General features: G+C 73.0%; 17 protein-coding genes. 9 read left to right on the top strand and 8 right to left on the bottom strand.

The window, feature by feature from the left end; genetic code table 11:
* Window positions 1-219: 219 nt before the first annotated feature.
* Window positions 220-2268, top strand: coding sequence for a phosphocholine-specific phospholipase C (locus ACQPW6_RS03185; protein WP_433887975.1), 2049 nt, complete (start codon window positions 220-222; stop codon window positions 2266-2268).
* Between the two features lie 69 nt (window positions 2269-2337).
* Here the strand turns inward: ACQPW6_RS03185 and ACQPW6_RS03180 are convergent, their stop codons facing one another.
* Window positions 2338-2679 carry a winged helix-turn-helix transcriptional regulator gene (locus ACQPW6_RS03180; RefSeq protein WP_433894403.1) on the bottom strand — a complete coding sequence of 114 codons (342 nt, stop codon included), beginning with the start codon at window positions 2677-2679 and terminating at the stop codon, window positions 2338-2340.
* Window positions 2680-2892: 213 nt separating this feature from the next.
* Here ACQPW6_RS03180 and ACQPW6_RS03175 point away from each other — a divergent pair, with 213 nt between their 5' ends.
* Window positions 2893-4401 carry an MFS transporter gene (locus ACQPW6_RS03175; protein ID WP_433887974.1) on the top strand — a complete coding sequence of 503 codons (1509 nt, stop codon included), beginning with the start codon at window positions 2893-2895 and terminating at the stop codon, window positions 4399-4401.
* A 94-nt stretch (window positions 4402-4495) separates the two neighbouring features.
* Here the strand turns inward: ACQPW6_RS03175 and ACQPW6_RS03170 are convergent, their stop codons facing one another.
* Window positions 4496-5386 (bottom strand): LysR family transcriptional regulator, encoded by an 891-nt coding sequence (locus ACQPW6_RS03170; protein ID WP_433887973.1) that lies wholly within the window; start codon window positions 5384-5386, stop codon window positions 4496-4498.
* A gap of 96 nt (window positions 5387-5482) precedes the next feature.
* Here ACQPW6_RS03170 and ACQPW6_RS03165 point away from each other — a divergent pair, with 96 nt between their 5' ends.
* The 7 genes from ACQPW6_RS03165 to ACQPW6_RS03135 all read left to right on the top strand — a co-directional run bounded on the left by ACQPW6_RS03165 (window position 5483) and on the right by ACQPW6_RS03135 (window position 13270).
* Window positions 5483-6187, top strand: coding sequence for a succinate dehydrogenase cytochrome b subunit (locus ACQPW6_RS03165; RefSeq protein WP_433887972.1), 705 nt, complete (start codon window positions 5483-5485; stop codon window positions 6185-6187).
* Between the two features lie 39 nt (window positions 6188-6226).
* Window positions 6227-8176, top strand: coding sequence for a fumarate reductase/succinate dehydrogenase flavoprotein subunit (locus ACQPW6_RS03160; RefSeq protein ID WP_433887971.1), 1950 nt, complete (start codon window positions 6227-6229; stop codon window positions 8174-8176).
* On the top strand, window positions 8173-8922 hold the full coding sequence (locus ACQPW6_RS03155) for a succinate dehydrogenase/fumarate reductase iron-sulfur subunit (RefSeq protein WP_433887970.1): 750 nt from the start codon (window positions 8173-8175) through the stop codon (window positions 8920-8922). The genes ACQPW6_RS03160 and ACQPW6_RS03155 overlap by 4 nt, the downstream gene beginning before the upstream one ends.
* A 194-nt stretch (window positions 8923-9116) precedes the next feature.
* A complete protein-coding gene (locus ACQPW6_RS03150; protein WP_433887969.1) occupies window positions 9117-9770 on the top strand; it encodes a LysR substrate-binding domain-containing protein in 654 nt (217 codons plus the stop codon).
* A gap of 372 nt (window positions 9771-10142) precedes the next feature.
* Window positions 10143-12164 (top strand): GTP-binding protein, encoded by a 2022-nt coding sequence (locus ACQPW6_RS03145; protein WP_433887968.1) that lies wholly within the window; start codon window positions 10143-10145, stop codon window positions 12162-12164.
* A gap of 146 nt (window positions 12165-12310) precedes the next feature.
* On the top strand, window positions 12311-12688 hold the full coding sequence (locus ACQPW6_RS03140; protein ID WP_433887967.1) for a DUF427 domain-containing protein: 378 nt from the start codon (window positions 12311-12313) through the stop codon (window positions 12686-12688).
* Between the two features lie 9 nt (window positions 12689-12697).
* Window positions 12698-13270 carry a sugar O-acetyltransferase gene (locus ACQPW6_RS03135; RefSeq protein ID WP_433887966.1) on the top strand — a complete coding sequence of 191 codons (573 nt, stop codon included), beginning with the start codon at window positions 12698-12700 and terminating at the stop codon, window positions 13268-13270.
* 24 nt (window positions 13271-13294) lie between these two features.
* Here the strand turns inward: ACQPW6_RS03135 and ACQPW6_RS03130 are convergent, their stop codons facing one another.
* From ACQPW6_RS03130 to ACQPW6_RS03105, 6 genes are all read right to left on the bottom strand, one after another.
* Complete coding sequence (locus tag ACQPW6_RS03130) at window positions 13295-14317, bottom strand: LacI family DNA-binding transcriptional regulator (RefSeq protein WP_433887965.1); 1023 nt, start codon at window positions 14315-14317, stop codon at window positions 13295-13297.
* 181 nt (window positions 14318-14498) lie between these two features.
* Entirely contained in the window at window positions 14499-14999 is a 501-nt protein-coding gene (locus tag ACQPW6_RS03125; protein ID WP_433887964.1) for a hypothetical protein, read from the bottom strand.
* Between the two features lie 68 nt (window positions 15000-15067).
* Window positions 15068-17116, bottom strand: a complete 2049-nt coding sequence (locus ACQPW6_RS03120; protein WP_433887963.1) for a CBM96 family carbohydrate-binding protein — start codon at window positions 17114-17116, stop codon at window positions 15068-15070.
* Window positions 17117-17476: 360 nt separating this feature from the next.
* A complete protein-coding gene (locus ACQPW6_RS03115) occupies window positions 17477-20194 on the bottom strand; it encodes a hypothetical protein (protein ID WP_433887962.1) in 2718 nt (905 codons plus the stop codon).
* Window positions 20191-21111, bottom strand: coding sequence for a carbohydrate ABC transporter permease (locus tag ACQPW6_RS03110; protein WP_433887961.1), 921 nt, complete (start codon window positions 21109-21111; stop codon window positions 20191-20193). Before ACQPW6_RS03110 ends, ACQPW6_RS03115 begins: the two co-directional genes overlap by 4 nt.
* Window positions 21108-22007, bottom strand: a complete 900-nt coding sequence (locus ACQPW6_RS03105; protein WP_433887960.1) for a carbohydrate ABC transporter permease — start codon at window positions 22005-22007, stop codon at window positions 21108-21110. The genes ACQPW6_RS03110 and ACQPW6_RS03105 overlap by 4 nt, the downstream gene beginning before the upstream one ends.
* Window positions 22008-22009: the final 2 nt, after the last annotated feature.

Below are 22009 nucleotides of genomic sequence, written 5' to 3'. Positions count from 1 at the left end.
CGAAGACTCGCGCCCGACGGCGACGCCCAGTTGAACGCCGCTTTGCCGGATCACGTCGGAACGTGCCCGATCACGCCAAGCGGAGCCGGCCGCGCGCGGGCTGTTCGCGGCGCGTACCGCCCGCTTTCACACCCGTGACACCCGGCCGTGGCCTGGAGTCGCTGCCCTTGGGTCACCGTTCTCACCGCTCCCACCAGCAGCGAAGAGGTCCCCGAAGCCATGTCAGAACTCAACCGGCGGCGCTTCCTCCAGATCGCCGGCGCCACCGCGGGCTTCACGGCCCTGTCCAGCAGCATCAGCCGGGCCGCCGCCATCCCGGCCGCCCGCAGAACCGGAACCATCAAGGACGTCGAGCACATCGTCGTCCTGATGCAGGAGAACCGGTCCTTCGACCACTACTTCGGCTCGCTGCGCGGCGTACGCGGCTTCGGCGACCCCCGCCCGGTGCGGCTGCCCGGCGGCAAGTCCGTCTGGCACCAGCCCGACGGCGCCGGCGAGGTGCTGCCCTACCACCCGGACGCCGGGAACCTGGGCCTGCAGTTCATCGAGGGCCTCAACCACGAGTGGATCGGCAGCCACGCGGCGGTCAACGGCGGCAGGTACGACCAGTGGATCGCCGCCAAGTCGGCCGGCACGATGGCCTATCTGACCCGCGAGGACATCCCGTTCCACTACGCGCTGGCCGACGCCTTCACCGTGTGCGACGCCTACCACTGCTCGTTCATCGGCGGCACCGACCCCAACCGCTACTACATGTGGTCGGGCTACACCGGCAACGACGGCAAGGGCCGCGGCCCGGTCCTCGACAACACCGAGGCGGGCTACGCCTGGTCGACCTACCCCGAGCGGCTGGAGGACGCCAAGGTCTCCTGGAAGATCTACCAGGACATCGGCGACGGCCTGGACGCCGACCACTCCTGGGGCTGGATCGAGGACGCCTACCGGGGCAACTACGGCGACAACTCGCTGCTGTACTTCGACCAGTACCGCAATGCCGAGCCCGGCGACGCGCTGTACGAGAAGGCCCGTACGGGCACGAACGCGGCGGCCGGCGACGGCTTCTTCGACGTACTGAGGGCCGACGTCAAGGGCGGCAGGCTGCCGCAGATCTCCTGGATCGCGGCCCCCGAGGCGTTCTCCGAGCACCCCAACTGGCCCGCGAACTACGGCGCCTGGTACATCTCGCAGGTCCTGGACGCGCTGACCTCCGACCCCGAGGTGTGGAGCAGGACCGCGCTGTTCATCACCTACGACGAGAACGACGGCTACTTCGACCACGTCGTACCGCCGATGGTGCTGCCCGGCGGCGCCTCCACCGCGGACACCGGCCTCGAGGTCTACCCCGGCGGCGGCACCTACGCGGCCGGCCCCTACGGCCTGGGCCAGCGGGTGCCGATGACGGTGGTCTCGCCGTGGAGCACCGGCGGCTATGTCTGCTCCGAGGTCTTCGACCACACCTCGATCATCCGCTTCATGGAGCGCCGCTTCGGAGTCCGCGAGCCCAACATCTCGCCGTGGCGGCGGGCCGTCTGCGGCGACCTCACCTCGGCCTTCGACTTCGGTCTCAGCCGGGAGCGGCCGGCCGGGCTGCCCGACACCGACGGCTATCAACCGCCGGACCGCGACCGGCACGACAGCTACGTGCCGGTGCCGCCCGCCGACCAGGTGCTGCCCAAGCAGGAGCGGGGATCGCGGCCCACCCGCCCGCTGCGCTACGCGCCGCTGGTGGACGCCGCCGTGACCCCGTCGAACGGGCGGATCACCCTCACCTTCGGCGGCGGCGTGGCGGCCGGCGCCTGCTTCCACGTCACCGGCGCGGACGGCGCCGAGGGCCCCTGGTCCTACACCGCGCAGGCCGGCGCGAAGATCTCCGGGCACTGGGACACCGCGGCGGCCGGCGGCGGCTACGACCTGTCGGCGTACGGCCCGAACGGCTTCCTGCGCACCTTCCGCGGCTCCACCGCGCACGCCGGACCCGAGGTGACCGCCCGGCACGACGGCGACAGCGGCCGGGTGGAGCTCACCATGACCAACGCCGGGCGCAGCTCCGTGACCCTCACCCTGCGCGACTCCTACGACGGCGGGCGGCAGACCTTCGTGCTGCGCCCCGGCCGCCGTGAGACGCACACGGTGGACACCCGGCACGGCCGCCAGTGGTACGACCTGACGGTGGTCGGCGATCACGACCGGCAGTTCCTGCGGCGCTTCGCCGGCCACGTCGAGACCGGCCGCCCCGGCGTCAGCGACCCCGCCCTGGCCACCGGCTGACGGCGGAAGCGGCGGCACCGGGGTCAGGCCCGGTGCCGCCGTCCGAGGCTGAATCTACAAGACCGCGTCTCAGGGGCGGGGCCGGTCCGGCTGCTCGTCGTAGTGGCCGCGGGCGGCCTCCACCTCGTCCCAGTGCCGGCTGGACCACTGGGACAGCGCCGCGAACAGCGGCGACAGGCTGCGGCCGAGCTCGCTGATCTCGTACTCCACCCGCGGCGGCACCTCCGGGTGGTACGTGCGGACCACCAGCCCGTCGCGCTCCATCTGCCGCAGCCGCTGGGTCAGCACCTTCGGGGTGATGGTGCCGATGGTCCGCTGGAGCTCGACGAACCGCATCCGCCCGGACTCGTTGAGCAGCCACAGGATCGGGGTCGTCCAGCGGCTGAAGACCAGGTCGACGGCCGGCGAGATCGAGCACGGTCCCGTCGTCCCGGGCGGGGCGGTGGCAGGTGGCGGGGCGGTGGCAGGTGGCGGGGCGACGCTGGTCACGGGCGGCCTCCGGGTAGTCACTATCCTATAGGTACCTACTATACGCAGGATGTTAGCTTCGCGGCGTCAGCCACCGGAGGGCGGGCCAACAGCCCTCCCCGGTGCCGGAAATCCACGACGGAAGCGAAGCAGCCCATGGCCCTCGCCGATCCCGCGCCCACCCCCGCCCCGGCCGCCGCCGCCCGGCCGGGCCTGATCCTGGCCTTCCTCTGCCTCGTGCAGTCGATGGTCTATCTCGATGTGACGATCGTGAACGTCGCCCTGCCGTCGATCCAGCACAGCCTGGACATGGCCGACGGCGACCTCCAGTTCGTCGTGACCGCCTACGGCACCGTGCTCGGCGGCTTCCTGCTGCTCGGCGGGCGGCTGGCCGACACCCTCGGCCGGCGCCGGCTGCTGCGGACCGGCCTCGCGCTGTTCGGCGCGGCCTCGCTCGCGGCCGGACTGTCGCAGGACGCCGGACTGCTGATCACCGCCCGCGGGGTGCAGGGCCTCGGCGCCGCGCTCACCGCGCCAGCCGCGCTGAGCACCCTGACCACCACCTTCACCGAGGGCTCCGCGCGGAACAAGGCGCTGGGCATCTGGGGCGCGCTGGCCGGGGTCGCCTCGGTGCTCGGCGTGCTCTGCGGCGGCCTGCTCACCCAGGGTCCAGGCTGGCGCTGGGTGTTCCTGATCAACGTGCCGATCGCCGTCTTCGGCGTCCTGGCCGCGCCCGCCGTGCTCCCCGAGACCCGCGGCGCCGGCCGCGCCGAGCGGTTCGACGCCGGGGGAGCGGTCGCCCTCACCGCCGGTCTGCTGCTGCTCATCTACACGCTCAACGAGGCCGTCGGCGCCGGCTGGGGCGCCGCGAGGACGGTCGGCGGGCTGGCCGGGGCGGCGGTGCTGCTGGCCGCGTTCCTGGTCATCGAGGCGCGGGCGCACTCGCCGCTGCTGCCGCTGCGGGTCTTCCGGCTGCCGGCGCTGCGGACCGCGAACGCCACCACCGTGCTGACGTTCGGCGCGCTGGTGACGCTGTTCTTCTTCGCCAGCCTGTTCATGCAGCAGGTGCTCGGCTACGACGCGCTCAAGACCGGGCTCGCCTACATCCCGCTGGCGACGGCGACCATCGTCGGCGCGGGCGTCGCCTCCGGCATGATCACCAGACTGCCCGCCAAGCCCGTCCTCGTCGCCGGGCTGCTGCTGAGCCTGGCAGGACTGCTGCTGCTGGCCCGGCTGCCGGCCGACGCCGGGTACGCGGGCCGGGTGCTGCCGCCGTTCCTGCTGGTCGGGGTGGGGCTCGGGATGACCTTCGTACCGTTGCAGATCGCGGCGGCGTTCGGGGTGGGGGAGCGCGAGTCGGGGGTCGCGGCCGGCCTGATCAACACCAGCCAGGAGGCCGGCGGCGCGCTCGGGGTGGCGGTCGTCTCGACGATCGCCTTCACCCGGATCGCCGACCTGACGAAGTCCGGCACCTCGGCGGGCGCCCTGCGGGCGGCCCGGGCGAGCGGCTTCCACCACGCGTTCTTCGCCGCCGCGTGCTTCGCGGCGCTGGCGCTCGTGCTGGCGGTGGCGCTGCTGCCGATGATGCGCCCGTCGGCGCCGCTCCCGGCGGCGGCCGGCACGCAGGACCAGGTCCCGGTGGCGGAACCGGAGCCGGCGCCCTGACGGGGCCTGCCGGCCCGGCCGGCGGTTCCAACCGGGTGCGTGTGACGGGCCGGCGCCCGTCCGTGGCGGGGCGTCCGCCGTATCCGGCCGCGCCTCAGGGCCGGCCCGGGTGGCGGGACAGCAGGACCTCCTGGAGCACCCGGGCCGCACGCGGCGGCGCCACGTCGCTGCGGTGGGCGAGGGCGATCGTGCGGCGCAGCCCGGGGCGGGCCAGCGGGGTCACCCGCAGTTCGTGGCCCGCGCTGGAGGCGACCATCTGCGGGACCACCCCGATCCCCAGCCCGGCCCGGACGAAGCCGAGCACCGCGTCCATCTCGCCGCCCTCCACGGTGAACTCCGGCTCGAAGCCCGCCGCCCGGCAGGCCGCGAGCGTCAGGTCGCGCAGGTCGTAGCCGTGCCGGAACATCACCATCGGCCGCCCGGCCAGGTCGGCGATCCGCACCGGGGAGCGCGGCGCCGGCGACCGGGCCGAGGAGACCACCACCAGGTCCTCCTGGAACAGCTCCACCGTGGTCAGCGCCGGTGACGGGGTCGGCAGCGGCAGCACGACCAGCGCCAGGTCGAGCGCGCCGCGGGCCAACTCCCGTACCAGGTCGTGCGAACCGCCCTCCTCGATCAGCAGCCGCACCCCCGGGTGCAGGTCGTGGAAGGCGCGCAGCACCTCGGGCAGCAGACCGGTGCACAGGCTCGGGGTCGCGCCGAGCCTGACCCGGCCGCGGCGCAACTGCGCCAGTTCGAGCACCTCGTGCCGCGCGGTGTCGGCGTCGGCGAGGATCCGCCGGGCCAGCGGCAGCAGCGCCTCGCCCGCGTCGGTCAGCGTGATGTTGCCGCGCGCCCGGCTGAACAGCGCGGCACCGAGCTCCTTCTCCAGCGCCCCGATCTGCTGCGACAGCGACGGCTGCGAGACGTGCACCGCCTCGGCGGCCCGGGTGAAGTGCCGGGCGTCGGCGACGGCCACGAAATACGCGAGCTGCTGGAACTGCATGCCGCCACGATAAGCGCCCTCGATAGCCGTTGCCTATGGAGACCAGCCGGATCATGTCTTGGACCACTGGTCATCCGCGGTCGTAGCGTCATGACCATGGCATTGGCAACGCGACCGGACCGCCGGCCGTCGATCCCGAGGACGGTCTGGGACTCCACCGTCGGCAAGAAGACGATCATGGCGGTGAGCGGCCTGATCATGCTCGGCTACCTGGTCGTGCACATGTTCGGCAACCTCAAGATCTTCTTCGGCCCCGGCACCTTCAACGGCTACGCGCACTGGCTGCGCACCCTCGGCGAGCCGTTCCTGCACTACGAGTGGGCGCTGTGGATCATCCGGGTGGTGCTGGTCGCCGCGGTGCTGCTGCACGGGGTCTGCGCGTACCAGCTCAGCCGCCGCGACCTGCGGGCCCGGCCGGTCGGCTACGTGCACAAGCGGGCCCGCAGCAGCTACGCGACCCGCACCATGCGCTGGGGCGGGGTGATCCTGCTGCTGTTCCTCGTCTGGCACCTGCTGGATCTCACCACCCTGACGGTGAACCGCAACGCGCAGCCCGGGCACCCGTACCAGAACGTCGTGGCGACCTTCCACACCTGGTACGGCGACGTGATCTACATCGTCGCCATGCTCGCCCTCGGGCTGCACATCAGGCACGGCTTCTGGAGCGCCGCGCAGACCCTCGGCGCGGGCAGCGCCACCCGCGACCGGGTGCTGAAGGCCACCGCCGACGGCCTCGCCCTGGTGCTGACGGCCGGCTTCATCGCGGTGCCCGTCGGCGTCATGACCGGAATCGTAAGTTGACCGCGCCCGCGCGGGCCCGAGTGAGCCGAGTGAGCTGACATGACCGAATACCCGCATTACGCCACCGGCACGCCGCTCGCCGACACCGCCGCGCCCGAGGGGCCGATCGCCGAGCGCTGGGACACCCGCAGGTTCACCGCCAAGCTGGTCAACCCCGCCAACCGCCGCAAGCACACGGTGATCGTGGTCGGCACCGGGCTGGCCGGCGGCTCGGCCGGCGCCACGCTGGCCGAACAGGGCTACCACGTGGAGCAGTTCTGCTACCAGGACTCGCCCCGCCGGGCCCACTCCATCGCCGCGCAGGGCGGCATCAACGCCGCCAAGAACTACCGCAACGACGGCGACTCGGTGCACCGGCTGTTCTACGACACCGTCAAGGGCGGCGACTTCAGGGCCAGGGAGTCCAACGTCCGCCGGCTGGCGCAGATCTCGGTGGAGATCATCGACCAGTGCGTGGCCCAGGGGGTGCCGTTCGCCCGCGAGTACGGCGGGCTGCTCGACACCCGCTCGTTCGGCGGCGTCCAGGTCTCCCGCACCTTCTACGCCCGCGGCCAGACCGGCCAGCAGCTGCTGCTCGGCGCCTACCAGGCGCTGTCCCGGCAGATCGCCGCGGGCAACGTCGAGATGCACCCGCGCACCGAGATGCTTGACCTGATCGTGATCGACGGCAGGGCCCGCGGCATCGTGACCCGCGACCTGGTCACCGGCGAGCTCGGCACGTACTTCGCGGACGCGGTGGTGCTGGCCAGCGGCGGCTACGGGAACGTCTTCTACCTGTCGACCAACGCCATGAACTCCAACGCCACCGCGATCTGGCGGGCGCACCGCCGCGGCGCGTACTTCGCCAACCCGTGCTTCACCCAGATCCACCCGACCTGCATCCCGCGCACCGGCGACCACCAGTCCAAGCTGACGCTGATGAGCGAGTCGCTGCGCAACGACGGCCGGATCTGGGTGCCCGGCGCCAAGGGCGACACCCGCAGGCCCGCCGACATCCCGGAGGCCGAGCGGGACTACTACCTGGAGCGGATCTACCCCTCGTTCGGCAACCTGGTGCCCCGGGACATCGCCTCCCGGGCCGCCAAGAACGTGTGCGACGAGGGCCGCGGCGTCGGACCCGGCGGCCAGGGCGTCTACCTGGACTTCGCCGACGCCATCGGCCGGATGGGCCGCAAGGCGGTGGCCGAGAAGTACGGCAACCTCTTCGAGATGTACCAGCGGATCACCGCAGAGGACCCGTACGAGGTGCCGATGCGGATCTACCCGGCCGTGCACTACACCATGGGCGGCCTGTGGGTGGACTACGACCTCCAGACCACGGTGCCCGGCCTGTTCGCGATCGGCGAGGCCAACTTCTCCGACCACGGCGCCAACCGGCTCGGCGCCTCCGCCCTCATGCAGGGCCTGGCCGACGGCTACTTCGTGCTGCCCGCCACCATCAACGACTACCTGGCCCGCAACCCCGGGCAGCAGGAGATCGGCGACACGCACCCGGTGGTCGCCGGGGTGCTGGCGGAGACCCGGGACCGGCTGCGCCGGCTGGTCGGCGTGGACGGCGACCGCACCGCCGACTCCTTCCACCGCGAGATCGGCGAACTCATGTGGGAGTTCTGCGGGATGGCCAGGACCGAGCACGGCCTGCGCAAGGCGCTGGAGCGGATCCCGCAGATCCGCGAGGAGTTCTGGCGCCGGATCAAGGTGCCGGGCACCGAGGGAGAGTTCAACCAGTCGCTGGAGCGGGCCAACCGCGTCGTGGACTACCTCGAACTCGCCGAGCTGATGTGCCTGGACGCGCTGCACCGCGCCGAGTCATGCGGCGGCCACTTCCGCGAGGAGTCGCAGACCCCGGACGGCGAGGCGGCCCGCCGCGACGAGGAGTTCTCGTACGCGGCCGGCTGGGAGTTCACCGGCACCGGCACCGCACCCGTCCTGCACAAGGAAGACCTGGTCTTCGAACACGTACACCCCACCCAGCGGAGCTACGCATGAGGCTCACCCTGCGCGTCTGGCGCCAGCACGACCCCGAGGCGGCCGGCGGCATGACGACCTACGAAGTGGACGGCCTCTCACCGGACATGTCGTTCCTGGAGATGCTCGACACCCTCAACGAGCGGCTGACGCTCGAAGGCGGCGAGCCGGTCGCCTTCGACCACGACTGCCGGGAGGGCATCTGCGGCGCGTGCAGCCTGGTGATCAACGGCCAGGCGCACGGCCCGGAGCGCACCACCGCCTGCCAGCTGCACCTGCGGGCGTTCCGGGACGGCGACACCATCGACGTGGAGCCCTGGCGGGCCGCGGCCTTCCCCGTCGTCCGCGACCTGGTGGTGGACCGCTCCGCCTTCGACCGGATCATCCAGTCCGGCGGCTACGTCAGCGTGCCCACCGGCGCCGCGCCCGAGGCGCACGCCACCCCCGTGCCCAAGTCCGCCGCGGACAGCGCCTTCGAGCACGCCGAGTGCATCGGCTGCGGCGCCTGCGTGGCGGCCTGCCCCAACGGCTCCGCGATGCTCTTCACCTCGGCGAAGGTCAACCACCTCGGGGTGCTGCCGCAGGGCGGACCCGAGCGCGAGACCCGGGTGCTCGACATGGTCGCGCAGATGGACGCGGAGGGCTTCGGCGGCTGCACGCTGGCGGGCGAGTGCGCCACCGCCTGCCCCAAGGGCATCCCGCTCACCTCGATCACCGCGATGAACAAGGAGTGGCTGCGGGCGAACCGCAAGGTCGGCCGGGACTGACCGGCCGGCCGCGGCCCGGCCGCACGCCCCCGTCCCCACGGCCCTGAGACGGCGGAACTCCGGCGGCGCAACGTCGGCGGCGGAACCGCTCCCTCCGCCAACTCCCCACCGTAGGCTGCCCGTCATGGCCGACCTCGACCTGCGGCAAGGATCTGCTCGACGGCCTTGACACGCTGACCGGTCAGGTCAAGGCGGTGGCGGGCGGCCTGGCCGGCCGGCTGTGGCTGGTGTGCAAGCCGCACGCCACCTACGAGTTCGCCGTGACGGCGGCCGAGGCCGTCGAATCGGCCGTGCCCGGACTCGCGATGGACCTCGTCACCGTCTCCACGCTGCCCGAGGAGCTGGAACTGCTGTGGAGCGGCGGCGCCGACGCCGCCTTCCTCTGGGTGCCCACCGGCGACGAGCGGCTGCGGTACGCCGAAGTGCGCACCGACCGCCGGATGATGGCGCTGCCCGGCGGCCACCGGCTCGCCGGACGGACCGAGGTCACCCTCGCCGATCTCGCCGACGAGCCGGTCATCGTCCCCGAGGTGCGGGTCAGCGAGGACGTCACCCGGCACTGGCTGGCCGAGCCCCGGCCGGACGGCCGGCCCGCGCTCCGCGGCCCGAAGGCCCCGCGGATCGAGGACCGGCTGACGCCGGTGGCGCGCGGCCGGGGAGTGTGGCTGGCGCCCGAGCCGCTCAGGCGCTACTTCCCGATGTCGCTGGTCAGTTGGGCGCACGTCACGGACGCGGCCCCCTCGCGGCTCGCGCTGTGCTGGACCGCCCGGGCGCCGGAGGCGCTGATGGCCCGGGTGGCCGCCGAGGTCCGCGCGCTCACCGGCTGGACGTGCCAGAACCCGGCCTGACCGGCTAGAACATCGCCCCGTTGGCCCGCACGGTCTGGCCGCTGGTGGTCGAAGTCCTCGTCGGTGACGTCGGCCAGCGTCTTCTCCGCCGCGGCGTCGTCTGGGAACGCGTCCATCCTGCGCCGGGCGGACCGCCCGGCGGAAACACCGTTCGGCGGTGGCTGCCACAGCGGATCACGGTGGCCGGCGCCGAAATCACGTTGCCGCCGGGCCGCGGCTCTGGTGTAGTCCCAAGCGGCAGCCGTGCCCAGGCGCCGGACTGCCTGAGCAACACCCACCTGACCGCGACCCGAGGAGATCCGACCATGCGCCGAGCGTTCGTGCCCGTCTCGACAGGAATCACCACTCCCTATCTTGAGGACATGACGCTTCGTGCACACGCTGAATCTCGGGATCCTGGCCCATGTCGACGCCGGTAAGACCAGCCTGACCGAGCGGCTGCTGTTCGCCGCCGGAGTCATCGACCGCGTCGGCAGCGTCGACGACGGCAGTACCAGCACCGACACCCTGGCGTTGGAACGCCGCCGCGGCATCACCATCAAGTCCGCCGTGGTGTCCTTCGCCGTCGACGACATCACCGTCAACCTGATCGACACCCCCGGCCACCCGGACTTCATCGCCGAGGTGGAGCGGGTGCTCGGCGTGCTCGACGGCGCCGTGCTCGTCGTCTCCGCGGTGGAGGGCGTCCAGGCGCAGACCCGGGTGCTGATGCGGACGCTGCGCAGGCTGGGCATCCCCACCCTGCTGTTCGTGAACAAGATCGACCGGGCCGGCGCCGACCCGGACCGCACCCTGCGCGAGATCGCCGCCAAGCTCACCCCGGACGTGGTCCAGATGACCGCGTCCGGCGACTGCGGCACCCGGCAGGCTTACACCGTCCCGCGCACCGCCGCCGACCCGGACTTCCGCGACCAGCTGGTCGACCTGCTGGCCGGCCACGACGACTCGCTGCTCGCCGCCTACGTGACCGACGAGGCCGCGGTCGGCCACGGCCGGCTGCGCGCCGAACTGGCGCGGCAGACCGGCCGGGCGACGGTGCACCCGGTGTTCACCGGGTCCGCGATCAGCGGCGCCGGGGTGGGCGAACTGCTGTCCGGGATCAGGGAGTTGCTGCCGGCCGCGCAGGGCGACCCGGCGGCGCCCGCGTCCGGCACCGTCTTCAAGATCGAGCGCGGCGCGGCGGGGGAGAAGATCGCCTACGCCCGGATCGTCTCCGGCACGGTACGCACCCGGGACCGGCTGCCGGTGCACCGCGCCGGTGTGCTGGTCGCGGAGGACCGGGTCACCGCGGTCAGCGTCTTCGACCAGGGCTCGGCACTGGTCGGCGACCAGGCACCGGCGGGCAGGATCGCCCGGCTCTGGGGCCTCGGCGACGTCCGGATCGGCGACACCGTCGGCGAGCCCGGCCAAGCCCCCTCCGTGCAGCAGCACTTCTCGCCGCCGACCCTGGAGACGGTGGTCAGCGCGGCCCGGCCGGCCGACCGCGGCGCGCTGCACAGCGCGCTGACCCAGCTCGCCGAGCAGGACCCGCTGATCAACCTGCGCAGGGACGAACTGCGCCAGGAGATCGCGGTGTCGCTCTATGGCGAGGTGCAGAAGGAGGTCATCCAGGCCACGCTGGCCGAGGAGTTCGGGGTCGAGGTCGGCTTCCGCGAGACGACCACCCTGCACGTCGAGCGGCCGGCCGGCACCGGCGCGGCCTTCGAGATCATCGCCAAGGAGGCCAACCCGTTCCTGGCCACCGTCGGACTGCGGGTGGCGCCGGCCGCCGCCGGCAGCGGGGTGGAGTTCGCGCTCGGCGTGGAGCTGGGCTCGATGCCGTACTCGTTCTTCCGGGCGGTGGAGGAGACCGTCCGCGAGGCGCTCGGGCAGGGGCTGCACGGCTGGCAGGTGACCGACTGCGTGGTCACCATGACGCACTCCGGCTACTGGCCGCGGCAGAGCCACGCGCACGGCACCTTCGACAAGAGCATGTCCAGCACGTCGGGGGACTTCCGCGCGCTGACCCCGCTGGTGCTGATGGACGCGCTGCGGCGGGCCGGCACCCGGGTGCACGAGCCGATGCACCGCTTCCGGCTGGACCTGCCGGTGGCGGCGGTCGGCACGGTGCTGCCGGCGCTGTCCCGGCTGGGCGCGGTGCCGCACACGCAGACCGCGCTCGGCGCCTCGTATCTGCTGGAGGGCGACATCCCGGCCGCCCAGGTGCACGCCCTGGAGCTGCAGCTGCCGACCCTCACCAGCGGTGAAGGCGTCCTGGAGAGCGCCTTCGACCACTACCGGCCGGTGCGCGGCCCGGTCCCCGACCGGCCGCGGACCGACCACAACCCGCTGGACCGCAAGGAGTACCTGCTGCACGTCCAGCGCCGGCTGGCCGGCTTCGGGGACCGGGAGTGACACCCGGCCGCCGGGTCGCCGGGCCGGCGGCAGCCCGCCGGCGGCCCGGCGCGGGCCCGGCGCCGGACCTGCTTGACGCGGACCGACCGGCCTGCCTACGGTCGAGACGTTCATTGGACAGACCGGTCTACTCGCCTGGAGACGCCATGGAACGCCCCGTCAAGACGCCGGGCCCCGACCACCCGATCACCGTCGAGCCGAACCCGGCCCGAGTGGTCGTCCGTGCCGCCGGCGAGGTGATCGCCGACACCACCAGCGCGCTGACGCTGCGCGAGGCCGACTACCCGGCCGTGCAGTACATCCCGCTGGCCGACGTCGCCGGCACCGCGCTGCGGCCCACCGACTCGCAGACCTACTGCCCGTACAAGGGGGACGCCTCGTACTACTCGCTCAGCACCCCCGACGGCGAGATCGCCGACGCCGTGTGGACGTACGAGAAGCCGTACGACGCCGTCGCCGGGATCGCCGGGCACGTCGCCTTCTACCCGCAGCACGTCCAGCTCACCGTCGGCGACGCCCGGTAGCGCCGGGCGATGGGCGAGAACAAGGACCGGATGCTGGCCGGCGAGTGGTACATCGCCGACGACGAGGAGCTGGGCGCCGACACCCGCCGCCGCGCCGAGCTCTGCCACGCGTACAACACCGCCGAGCTGGACGACCCGGAGCGGCGCGAGCTGCTGGAGGACCTGCTCGGCTCGGTCGGTGAGGGGGTCGGCATCCGGGCCCCGTTCCGCTGCGACTACGGCACCTACATCAGCATCGGCGCCCGTACGTTCATCAACTTCGGCGCGGTCTTCCTGGACGCGGCCCCGATCACGGTGGGCGCCGACGTGCAGATCGGCCCCAACGTCCAACTCCTCACGCCCACCCACGAACTGGACGCCGAGCGGCGCCGGGCGGGCTGGGAGAAGGGGCTGCCGATCACCATCGGCGACAACGTGTGGCTCGGCGGCGGGGTCGTCGTCTGCCCCGGCGTGACGATCGGCGAGGACACCGTCGTGGGCGCCGGCGCCGTCGTCACCAGGGACCTGCCCGCGGGCGTGCTCGCCGTCGGCAACCCGGCGCGGGTGGTCAGGAAGCTGACCGGCCAGGACGACGCGGGCTGATCCGCCCCCCGGCCGCCGGCGGTGCTAACCGGCGGCCGGCGGCGGACCCGTCGAGCCGCGCAGCACCAGCTGGGTGGCCAGCTCGATGTGCAGGGTGTCCACCGTGTGCCGGTCCAGCAGCCGCATCAGCAGCGAGACCGCCATCCGCCCCATCTCCTCCAGCGGCTGGCGGACCGTGGTCAGCCGCGGGACCGTGCTGCGGCTGAGGTCGATGTCGTCGAAGCCGGTGATCGACAGGTCCTCCGGGACCCGAAGCCCCCGCTCGTAGGCGGCCCGCAGCGCGCCGACCGCCGCCTTGTCGTTGAACGCGACCAGGGCGGTCGGCGGCTGCGGCAGGCTGAGCAGCTCGCAGGCCGCGTCGTAGCCCCAGTCGGCCGTCGGCTCGATGCTGCGCAGCAGTTCGGGGGCCGGCAGCACGCCCGCGTCGGCCAGCGCCGAGGTGTGGCCGGCCAGCCGGGACTGGCTGGCGAGCCAGTCGCCGGGACCGCCGATCACCCCGATCCTGCGGTGGCCGAGCTGCACCAGATGGGCGCTGACGCTGCGGGCCGCGGTGAGGTTGGCCGCCGACACCGAGGCGATGTCGCGGGGGAGCGGGGTGCGCGGATCGACCACCACGAACGGGAAGTCCCTGGCCCGCAGGCTCTCCAGCTCCCGTTCCGGCTCCGGCGGCACGATGAGCACCGCGCCGGCGATCCCCGGATCGGAGGGCAGCCCGGCCAGCACCTGCGCCTGCCGGGCCGCGTCGCCGGCGCTGAGCACCAGCCGCCTGCCGTGCAGGTCGAGCGTCTCGGCGACCGAGGAGACGATCACCCCGAAGTAGTCGGTCAGCACGTAGGGGCAGCGCACGTAGATCGCGCCGCCGGCCGCCCCGCGTCTGGCCGGGGCCGGCGCGCCCAGCCGGGCCACGGCGCGGCGCACCAGTTCCTGGGTGTCGGGCGCGACGTTGACCCGCCCGTTCATCACCCGCGACACGGTGGCGATGGACACGCCGGCCTCCGCGGCGATCGCCCGGACCGTGGCCCGGCTGCCGCTCTGCGGCCTAGCCACCCGTTACAGCCCGTCGTTTCATGGCGGCAGCTTAGCCTGCCAAGGCTCCGGGCCGTATGGGACCAGACGGGGCGGGGACGTTACACGAGGCGTTTCACAGCCGGCGGGCGGCGGTGCGGCCGGCGGGCCGGTACCGGCGTGAGGCACCGGTACCGGCAAGTCGCCGGTGGCGTACCGCGGTTCAGTCGAGCAGGTTCTTGTACTTCGGGCACAGATAGGTGATCGCGCCCTTGGCGTCCGCGATCTGGCCGGACTTGATCGCCTCCCGGGCCGCGCCCGGATCGACGCCCGCGGTGGTCGCGATCCGGTCGCAGGACTCCTGGCCGGTCTGCAGCACCGCCGACGGGTCCATCCCGGTGGGCACCCTGCCGACCAGGTAGTCGCGCTGGGAATCGGTGAACGTGCCGGTCGCCGGGGTGAGTTGGGCCTTCGGCAGGGTCTTCTGCGGGCCGGCCGGACCGGTCGACTCGGTGGTGCCGTCAGGTCCGATGCCCGGCGCCGAGGCGGCCGGCGGCTCCATGGTGCCGGCCGAGGACGAGGACGAGGAGGCGGTGGCCGACGGCGGCCGGGTCGTCCCCCGCGCGTCGGTGTGGCCGCCGCCGCTGCCGCACCCGGACAGCGCCGCCGCGGTCGCCGCCACGATGACGGCGGCCGCGCCGAGCCTGAACCTGACCGCCCTCACGGCCCCGACCGCCCTCACGGCCCTGACCGCGCTCACGGCCCCGACCGCCCCCGCGGGCCTGACCGCCCTCACGGCTGGCCGAAGACGAGCGTGAGCTGCGGATGCCCCGAGGTGCCCGGTGCGTCCTTCGACCAGAACCACGCCGAGTCCGTACCCGTCGAGGTCAGCGCCAGGTCGTAGTCGGCGCCCAGATGGCCGGCCAGCGCCGAGGCGGTGAGCGGCGCCGAGTAGTCGGTCTGCTGCGCGGACGGCGCCGGCAGGGTGCCGATCGCCGGGCCGAGCGCCGGCTTGTTCGCCCAGGTCACCCCGGTCTCCGTCCAGGCGCCGGTGACCGGCTGCACGCTGAGCGGGTCGGTGGAGGCCGCGTTGACGTCCGAGCTGCTCCGTACGGTGAGTTGGGCGCTCTTGAGCACCATCCCGCTGGGCGCGGCCGGCAGCGCGAACCGCAGGTAGGCGTTGTAGGCGGAGCTGCCGCGTACCGCCAGCTGCTGGTCGCTGCCGTAGTTCGACGAGGCCGCGGCGGCGTTGACGTAGGAGTCGGCGGTGGCCGGCGCGGTCAGGGTGGCGGAGGTCGGGGTGCCGGCCGTGGTGACGCTCGCCGCGGCCGACTTGGCGCTGGTGTTGCCGGCCGCGTCAACGGCGGTGACCTGGTAGGAGTACGTGGTCCCGGGCTCGGTGTGGGTGTCGGTGAAGGAGAACACCGGCAGGCTCCAGAACCGGGAGACACCGGTGAACGAGCCCACCTGGATGCCGTCGCGGTAGACCTTGTAGGTCAGCGTGCCGTCGTCCAGGTCGGTGCTCGCCTGCCAGCTCACCTTGACCCCGCCGCTCACCTTCGCCGCGGTGACCTGCTGCGGCACCGTGGGGGTGCGGGTGTCGGGGGTGTTGGCGAACCGCACCAGGCCCTGTTGGAGCCGGTTGCCGTTGCTGGCGATCCGGGTGAACTCGCCGCCCACCCACATGTAGTCGGTGCTGCCGCTGGTCGCGGTGGTCATCGCGCGCGGGCCGATCTGCTCGGTGCCCGCGGGACCGTCGTCGGTGTTGGGGAACCAGCCGAGCAGCGGCGTGGGGGTGTCCACCGACTCGGCGAGCAGGTGGTGCCGGGCGTCCGCCTGCGGGAACTGGCCCATGGAGGAGCAGTCGTGCGCGTGCGAACTGCTGTACAGCACGCCCTTGTACACGTCCAGCGCCTGGGTGGCGCCCAGGCAGGTGTCCCGCCAGTGCTGGTTGAGGTCGCTGAAGTTCAGCGCGATCCGGCCGTCGAAGACCCCGCCGCCGGTGCCCTCGTTGCCGGTGAAGAACGAGGTGCCGTCCGAGGCGAGGGCCTGCACGGTGGAGGTCGGCGATATGAAGCCGGGGTAGGTCTTCACGTTCGCGCCGGTGGTGGCGTTGACCACCGCCAGCGCGTGCGAGTTGGCCCCGTTGAGGGTGACGAAGTCGCCGCCGAGCACCATCTTCGTGCCGTCCGGGCTGAGCACCATGGCCTTGCCCGCCTTGTCGGCGTTGGCCGTCCAGGGCTTGAGCGCGCCGGTGGTGGACACCGCGGCGAAGTGCTGCCTGACCACGCCCGCCACGGAGCTGAAGTTCCCGCCGAAGTACACCGTGTCGGCGGTCGGCACGATGGTCCGCACCTGGGACGACACCGACACCTTGAAGGTGGTCTTCACCGTGCAGTCGGCGAGGTTGATCGCCGCCAGGTTGCTCGACGGCACGCCGTTGACCGCGCCGAAGGTGCCGCCCGCGTACAGCGTGGACTTGTCGGGCGAGACCGCGAGCGCCCGCACCGTGGCGGTGCCGCTGCCGACGGTGAACGACAGCTTGCACGAGGTCGGCGCGCCGGTCGCGGCGTTGAACGCCTGGAAGTTCAGGGCCGGCTGGTCACCGGTGCCGGCCGCGGCCCCCGGCGGCCGTACCGCGGAGAAGGTGCCGCCCGCGTAGACCACGCCGTCGGCCTGGGCCAGTGCCCACACCACGCCGTTGGTCTGCCAGGTGGGCAGGTCGTCCGCCGTCATGGCGACCGGCGGGGTGGTCGCACCCGCCGGGCCCCCCGTGGTGATTCCGATCAGCGACGCCGCCCCGAGCGAGAAGACGGCGGCTATCGCGCTTTTCCTGCGCATGAGAAGCCCCCCTGGGCCAAAAACCCCGGCGGCCAGACGGCCGCAATCTGGGGTAAGGCTAGCCTTTTCGCTGCTCAGGGCAAGTGCCGGGGTCCGGACTGTTGCGTTCCTGTCACACAAGGGGCCTGGATACGGGCAGGGGCCGCGCCTGTTCGGCCCCTGCCCGCCCACCCGCCGCACGGGCCACCGCCGTGCGCCACCAGAGCCGACCTCGGTGGCACGCGCCGGTGGCCCGGCCGACTCGCGACGGGTCGTCGCGGCGCCGGTCCCAGCCGGCCGGCCCGGGCCGGTTCAGCCGACCGGCCGGGGCCGGTTCGGCTGGTGTGCCCGGGCCTGATCAGCCGGCCGGCCCGGGTCCGTTCACCCGACGGACCCGGGGAGTTCGAGGCCGACCGGCCCCGGCAGGTCGAAGCCGACCGCCCGGATGTTGAGCAGCTCGCCGAACGGCCCGCGCACCCCGCCGGGCGCGCCAGGTGCAGCGGACCCCGCCCGGTGCACCGACGGCCGGACGCCGAAGAGGCCGGCGATCACCGCCTCGGTCACCGCGACCGCGGCGACGCTCTCCCGGTTGGACACCCCGCGTTCCGCGACCCGGTAGCCGCCGCCCGGGGTCACCTCCATCGCCTGGCCCCACAGCCCGCCCGACGTCGCGCGGTGCGCGCGCCGCAGCACGGCGGCCGCCGCGTCGGGCCTGCCGAGCCGGCACAGGCCGTACGCGGTGGCACCCGGCCAGGCCGCGAAGGCGCCGGCCGCGCCGTGGTCGGGCCGGTCGGAGAACGGCGCGATCGGATCGCGCGGATCCAGCGCCCGCATCCAGTCGCCGTCCACCAGCCGGCCGGTGACGAAGCGGACCATCTCCTCGCGCTGTACGGGCGACAGGTCCTCCGCCATGTCGGCCGCGACCAGCGCGAAGTCCAGGCAGTGGCCGATCGCCTCCGGGCCCTCCGGGTGTCCGATCAGCCAGCGTCCGCCGCCCGCGTACTGCCCGAGCACCGCCCGCGCCAGCCGCTCGCCGTCGGCCTCGGCGAGGTCGGCCTCCGCGCTCGCGCCGAGCGTGCGCAGCAGTCCGGCCAGCGAGCGCAGCATGCCGGCGTACCCGGCGTTGAACGACACCACCGCGTCCCGGTAGTTGGGCACGCACTCCAGCAACTCCCAGGCGTCCCGGCCCAGATCCACCAGCACCCCGTCCCCGAAGGCCGCCCGGCGCTCCCGCGGCCGGTAGGCCATCGCCCGCAGGTGGTCCAGCACGCTGCGCCCGGCGGCGGTCTCCGGCAGCAGCCCGAGGTCGCCGGTGACGGCCAGGTACTCCGTCACCGTGCGGAACAGCGCGTGGTCGTTGGCCGCGTAGTGGTTGCCGACCGGCAGCAGGCCGCGGGTGTCGAAGGAGTGGCAGTGGTCGTACGGCCGGCCGAGCGCCGCCAGGATCCAGGCCCGCATGCCGCGCGGCTCCAGCATCGCCGCGGTCCGCGCCCACTCCGACTGGTCCCAGAAGAAGGTGGTCGTGGGACCGAGCCGCGGGCCGCCGGTCAGGAACACCGGGCCGGTCCGCGACACCCGGGTGTTGCGCAGGTAGACGGCGAGCAGGGCGCCCAGGTAGTACGTCCTGGCCAGGTCGGCGTCCGCGGTCCGCAGGGTGGGCAGATGGCCGGAGAACTCCGGGTTGTCCGGGGTGAAGGCGTCCGCCCAGGTGCCGCGCCAGCGCCTCGCGACGCCCGCGAAGGCCGCGTCGAACGACCCGGCGGTGCCGCCCGCCGCCCGCCGGGCGTCCCCTTCTGAGCCCGCCACGGCCAGCACGAAGCCCAGTTCACGGCTCTCGCCGGGCGCCAGCGTGAGCTGCCAGCGGGCCACCCCGCGGGCGCCCTCGGCGGTCAGCGAGTCGGGCGCGGTGGCGAACGCGTAGGCAGACCGCGCGACGCTGCGCGCGTCCCGGACCAGCAGCATCCCGTCGGCCGCCGTCGCCGTCCAGCGCTGCCCGCCCCACCACGGGGCGGTACGGGCGACGACCGTGCCGTCCACCGACAGCTCGGCGCCGCCGCCGGTGACGCGGACGTCCAGCCGGTGCCAGGAGCCGGCCGGCAGCGCCTCCCGCGCGGTCACGTACTCGCCGCCGATCCGCACGGCGGGCACCCCGGCGGCCAGCGAGAGCTGCGCCGAGTCGGGGTGGTTGCCGTGGGTGGCGACCACCCCCGTCACGCCGTCGGCCTCGACCTTCACCTGCACGCCGAAGGTGTCGCCGTCGGCCAGGGTGAGCGTGCCGATCCGCAGGTCGGTGTCCGGCTCGACGGCGTACAGCGCCGCCGGGTCGCCGACCGGTTCGCTGCCGCCGCCGGCCCGCAGCACGCGTATGCCGCGCAGTCGGCAGGCGGCGCCGGGCGCCCGTACCCGGCCCGAGTCGGGCGCCGAGTGGTCGGGCAGCTCGGACTCCAGCAGCATCGGGGCCGCGTCCTCGTCCCGTTGGATGCCGGGGATCCGCGGCGAGCCCAGCCGCACCCAGCGCTCGCCGTGCGGCAGCAGCTGCACCTGGCGCGGCCGGCCGGCGGTGACCTCGGCGCGCAGCCGCTCGGTGGCGTAGAAGTCGTGGTGGTGGCCGTCGTTCCACGGGCAGCCGTACAGCCAGCCCCAGTCCACCTCCGAGTGCGCGAACATCGCGAGCAGTTCCTGCTCGACGGTCGCCGAGGCGGGCAGCGCCGAGTCGTTGCGCACGGTCAGCCGCCACATCAGCCGGCTGCGCTCGTAGACCATCCGTACCTCGGTGTGCACCGACAGCGGGCCGTGGCCCGCCTCCCGCCGCACGCCCCAGGGCGCCCAGCGCATCCGCTCGGCCGCGAGCGGCTCGCCGTCGATCCGCAGCACACCGGTGTGGTAACCGCCGCTGTACGGCGCGAAGGCCAGCCAAGACAACGATGTCAGGTCCCGGTTCACGTGCCCCTGGCCCCACTGGTTGCGCAGCGTCGGCAGATGCGCGAGCTCTCCGGCCGGCAGCCAGCCGCCGGCCAGCTCGTCGAGCGCGGGCACGCCCTCGGTGCCGGGGTCCGCGGCGGGTCCGGCCGGGGCCTGCGCCCGCGGCGCCGCGCTCACTTGGTCGATCCCGAGGTCAGACCGGCGATGAACTGCTTCTGCATCGCCAGGTAGCCGACGACGGGGATCACTCCGGCGAGGAACATGATGCCGAAGAGCTGGCCGTAATCCATCTGGAACTGCCCCACGGAGAGATAGAGACCGGTGGTGATGGTCTGGCCCTGCAACGGGCCCAGGATGAACTGCGGATTGAGGAAGTCGTTCCAGATCCACAGCGAGAGGAAGATGGCCACGGTGGCGGTGGCCGGCCGCACCAGCGGCATGATGATCGTCCACCAGATCCGCAGGCCGCCCGCGCCGTCCAGTCGGGCCGCCTCCACGATCTCGTCCGGCACCGCCCGCATGAAGCCGACGTAGACGAAGACCGCGAAGGAGAAGTAGCCGCCGCCCAGGTTGGACAGGATCAGCCCCGGGTAGCTGTGGTCGAGCCCCAGGAAGGTCAGGATCCGGATCGTCGGCAGCAGCACCACCTGCGGCGGGATCATCAGCCCTGCCGCGAGCACCGCCAGCAGCACCGCCCTCGGCCGGCTGCGCCGGCGGGAGATGTAGAAGCTGAACGCCGAACCCAGCGGGATCAGCAGCAGCACCGAACAGGCCACCACGATCAGCGAGTTGCGCAGGCCCAGCTGGAGCAGGTGGTCGGGGCGGTTCAGCGCGGTGCTGAGGTTGCTGAGCGTGGGATGGATCGGAGGCGCCGCCGGGTCGGCGACGATGTCGTCCTCCTTCTTGAAGGCGTTGACGATCGTCAGGTAGATCGGGCTGACGAACACCAGCACCACGATGATCGCCAGCGTGAGCCGGAGCGGGCTGAGCAGCTTGCGGCGCCCGCGCGGTCGCGCGGGACCCGCCGGGCGCGGCGCGGCGGAGCGGCGGGCCGCGGGCCGGGCGGTGGACGAGGGGGTGGCGTGAACGGTCACAGGTCGATCTCCCTGCGGCGCAGGATGCTGGTGACGGACAGGGCGATCACCGCGGACAGTGCGAGCAGGAACATCGCGATCGCCGAGGCGTAGCCGAACCGATCACTGGTGAACGCGGTCTTCACGATGTACTGCGCGGTGGACTGGGTGGCGTTGGCCGGTCCGCCCGAGGTGAGGACGGTGATGATGTCGTAGAGCTTCAGTACGGTGATCAGCGAGATCGTCACGCTGATGGTGGTCGCGGGGGCGACCATCCGCAGCGTGATCATCCGGAACAGCTGCCGGGAGTTGGCGCCGTCGATGGAGCCGGCGTCGTACAGCTCCCGCGGGATGTTCTGCAGCGCCGCCAGGTAGACCACGGTGGTGAACCCGGACAGCACCCAGGCGACCACGATGCCCACCGAGAGCTGGGCCAGATGCGGCTTGCCCAGCCAGTCCACCGGCTGGTCGGCCAGATGGAGCCGGGTGAGCACGTCGTTGAGCAGGCCGTCCTCGGTGAAGATCGTCTTCCAGACGAAGCCGACGATCACCCCGGAGATCACCTGCGGCAGGAACGCGATGGTCCGCAGCACCCGGTAGCTCAGCTCGGTCCGGTCGAGCAGCGTGGCGAACGCCAGGCCGACCACGTTGGCCACCAGCGTCACCCCGACCGCCAGCGCGAGGGTGAAGCCGACACTGGAACGCAGCTGGCTGTCGTGCAGCATCTCCGAGTAGTTGGCGAACCCGATGTAGTCACTCCCCGACTTCAGCGGGTTCTCGTCGGTGAAACTGCTGCGCAGGCTCATGAACACCGGCACAACGATGAACACCAGGTAGAGCAGCAGGCCGAGGGCGGCGATCAGCCGCAGTCCCAGATCCTGCGAGGAGTCGCGGAACCAGTGTGAGAGCGGCTTCACCG

The organism is Streptomyces sp. CA-111067 (assembly GCF_050956065.1).
GTDB lineage: Bacteria > Actinomycetota > Actinomycetes > Streptomycetales > Streptomycetaceae > Actinacidiphila.
Note: the sequence above shows the minus strand (reverse complement) of the source record. Positions and strands in the feature narration are given on the sequence as shown.

Coding starts and splice junctions, on each gene's coding strand:
- ACQPW6_RS03185 (WP_433887975.1), top strand. CDS start 220: ATGTCAGAACTCAACCGGCGGCGCTTCCTCCAGATCGCCGGCGCCACC.
- ACQPW6_RS03175 (WP_433887974.1), top strand. CDS start 2,893: ATGGCCCTCGCCGATCCCGCGCCCACCCCCGCCCCGGCCGCCGCCGCC.
- ACQPW6_RS03170 (WP_433887973.1), bottom strand. CDS start 5,386: ATGCAGTTCCAGCAGCTCGCGTATTTCGTGGCCGTCGCCGACGCCCGG.
- ACQPW6_RS03165 (WP_433887972.1), top strand. CDS start 5,483: ATGGCATTGGCAACGCGACCGGACCGCCGGCCGTCGATCCCGAGGACG.
- ACQPW6_RS03160 (WP_433887971.1), top strand. CDS start 6,227: ATGACCGAATACCCGCATTACGCCACCGGCACGCCGCTCGCCGACACC.
- ACQPW6_RS03155 (WP_433887970.1), top strand. CDS start 8,173: ATGAGGCTCACCCTGCGCGTCTGGCGCCAGCACGACCCCGAGGCGGCC.
- ACQPW6_RS03140 (WP_433887967.1), top strand. CDS start 12,311: ATGGAACGCCCCGTCAAGACGCCGGGCCCCGACCACCCGATCACCGTC.
- ACQPW6_RS03135 (WP_433887966.1), top strand. CDS start 12,698: ATGGGCGAGAACAAGGACCGGATGCTGGCCGGCGAGTGGTACATCGCC.
- ACQPW6_RS03120 (WP_433887963.1), bottom strand. CDS start 17,116: ATGCGCAGGAAAAGCGCGATAGCCGCCGTCTTCTCGCTCGGGGCGGCG.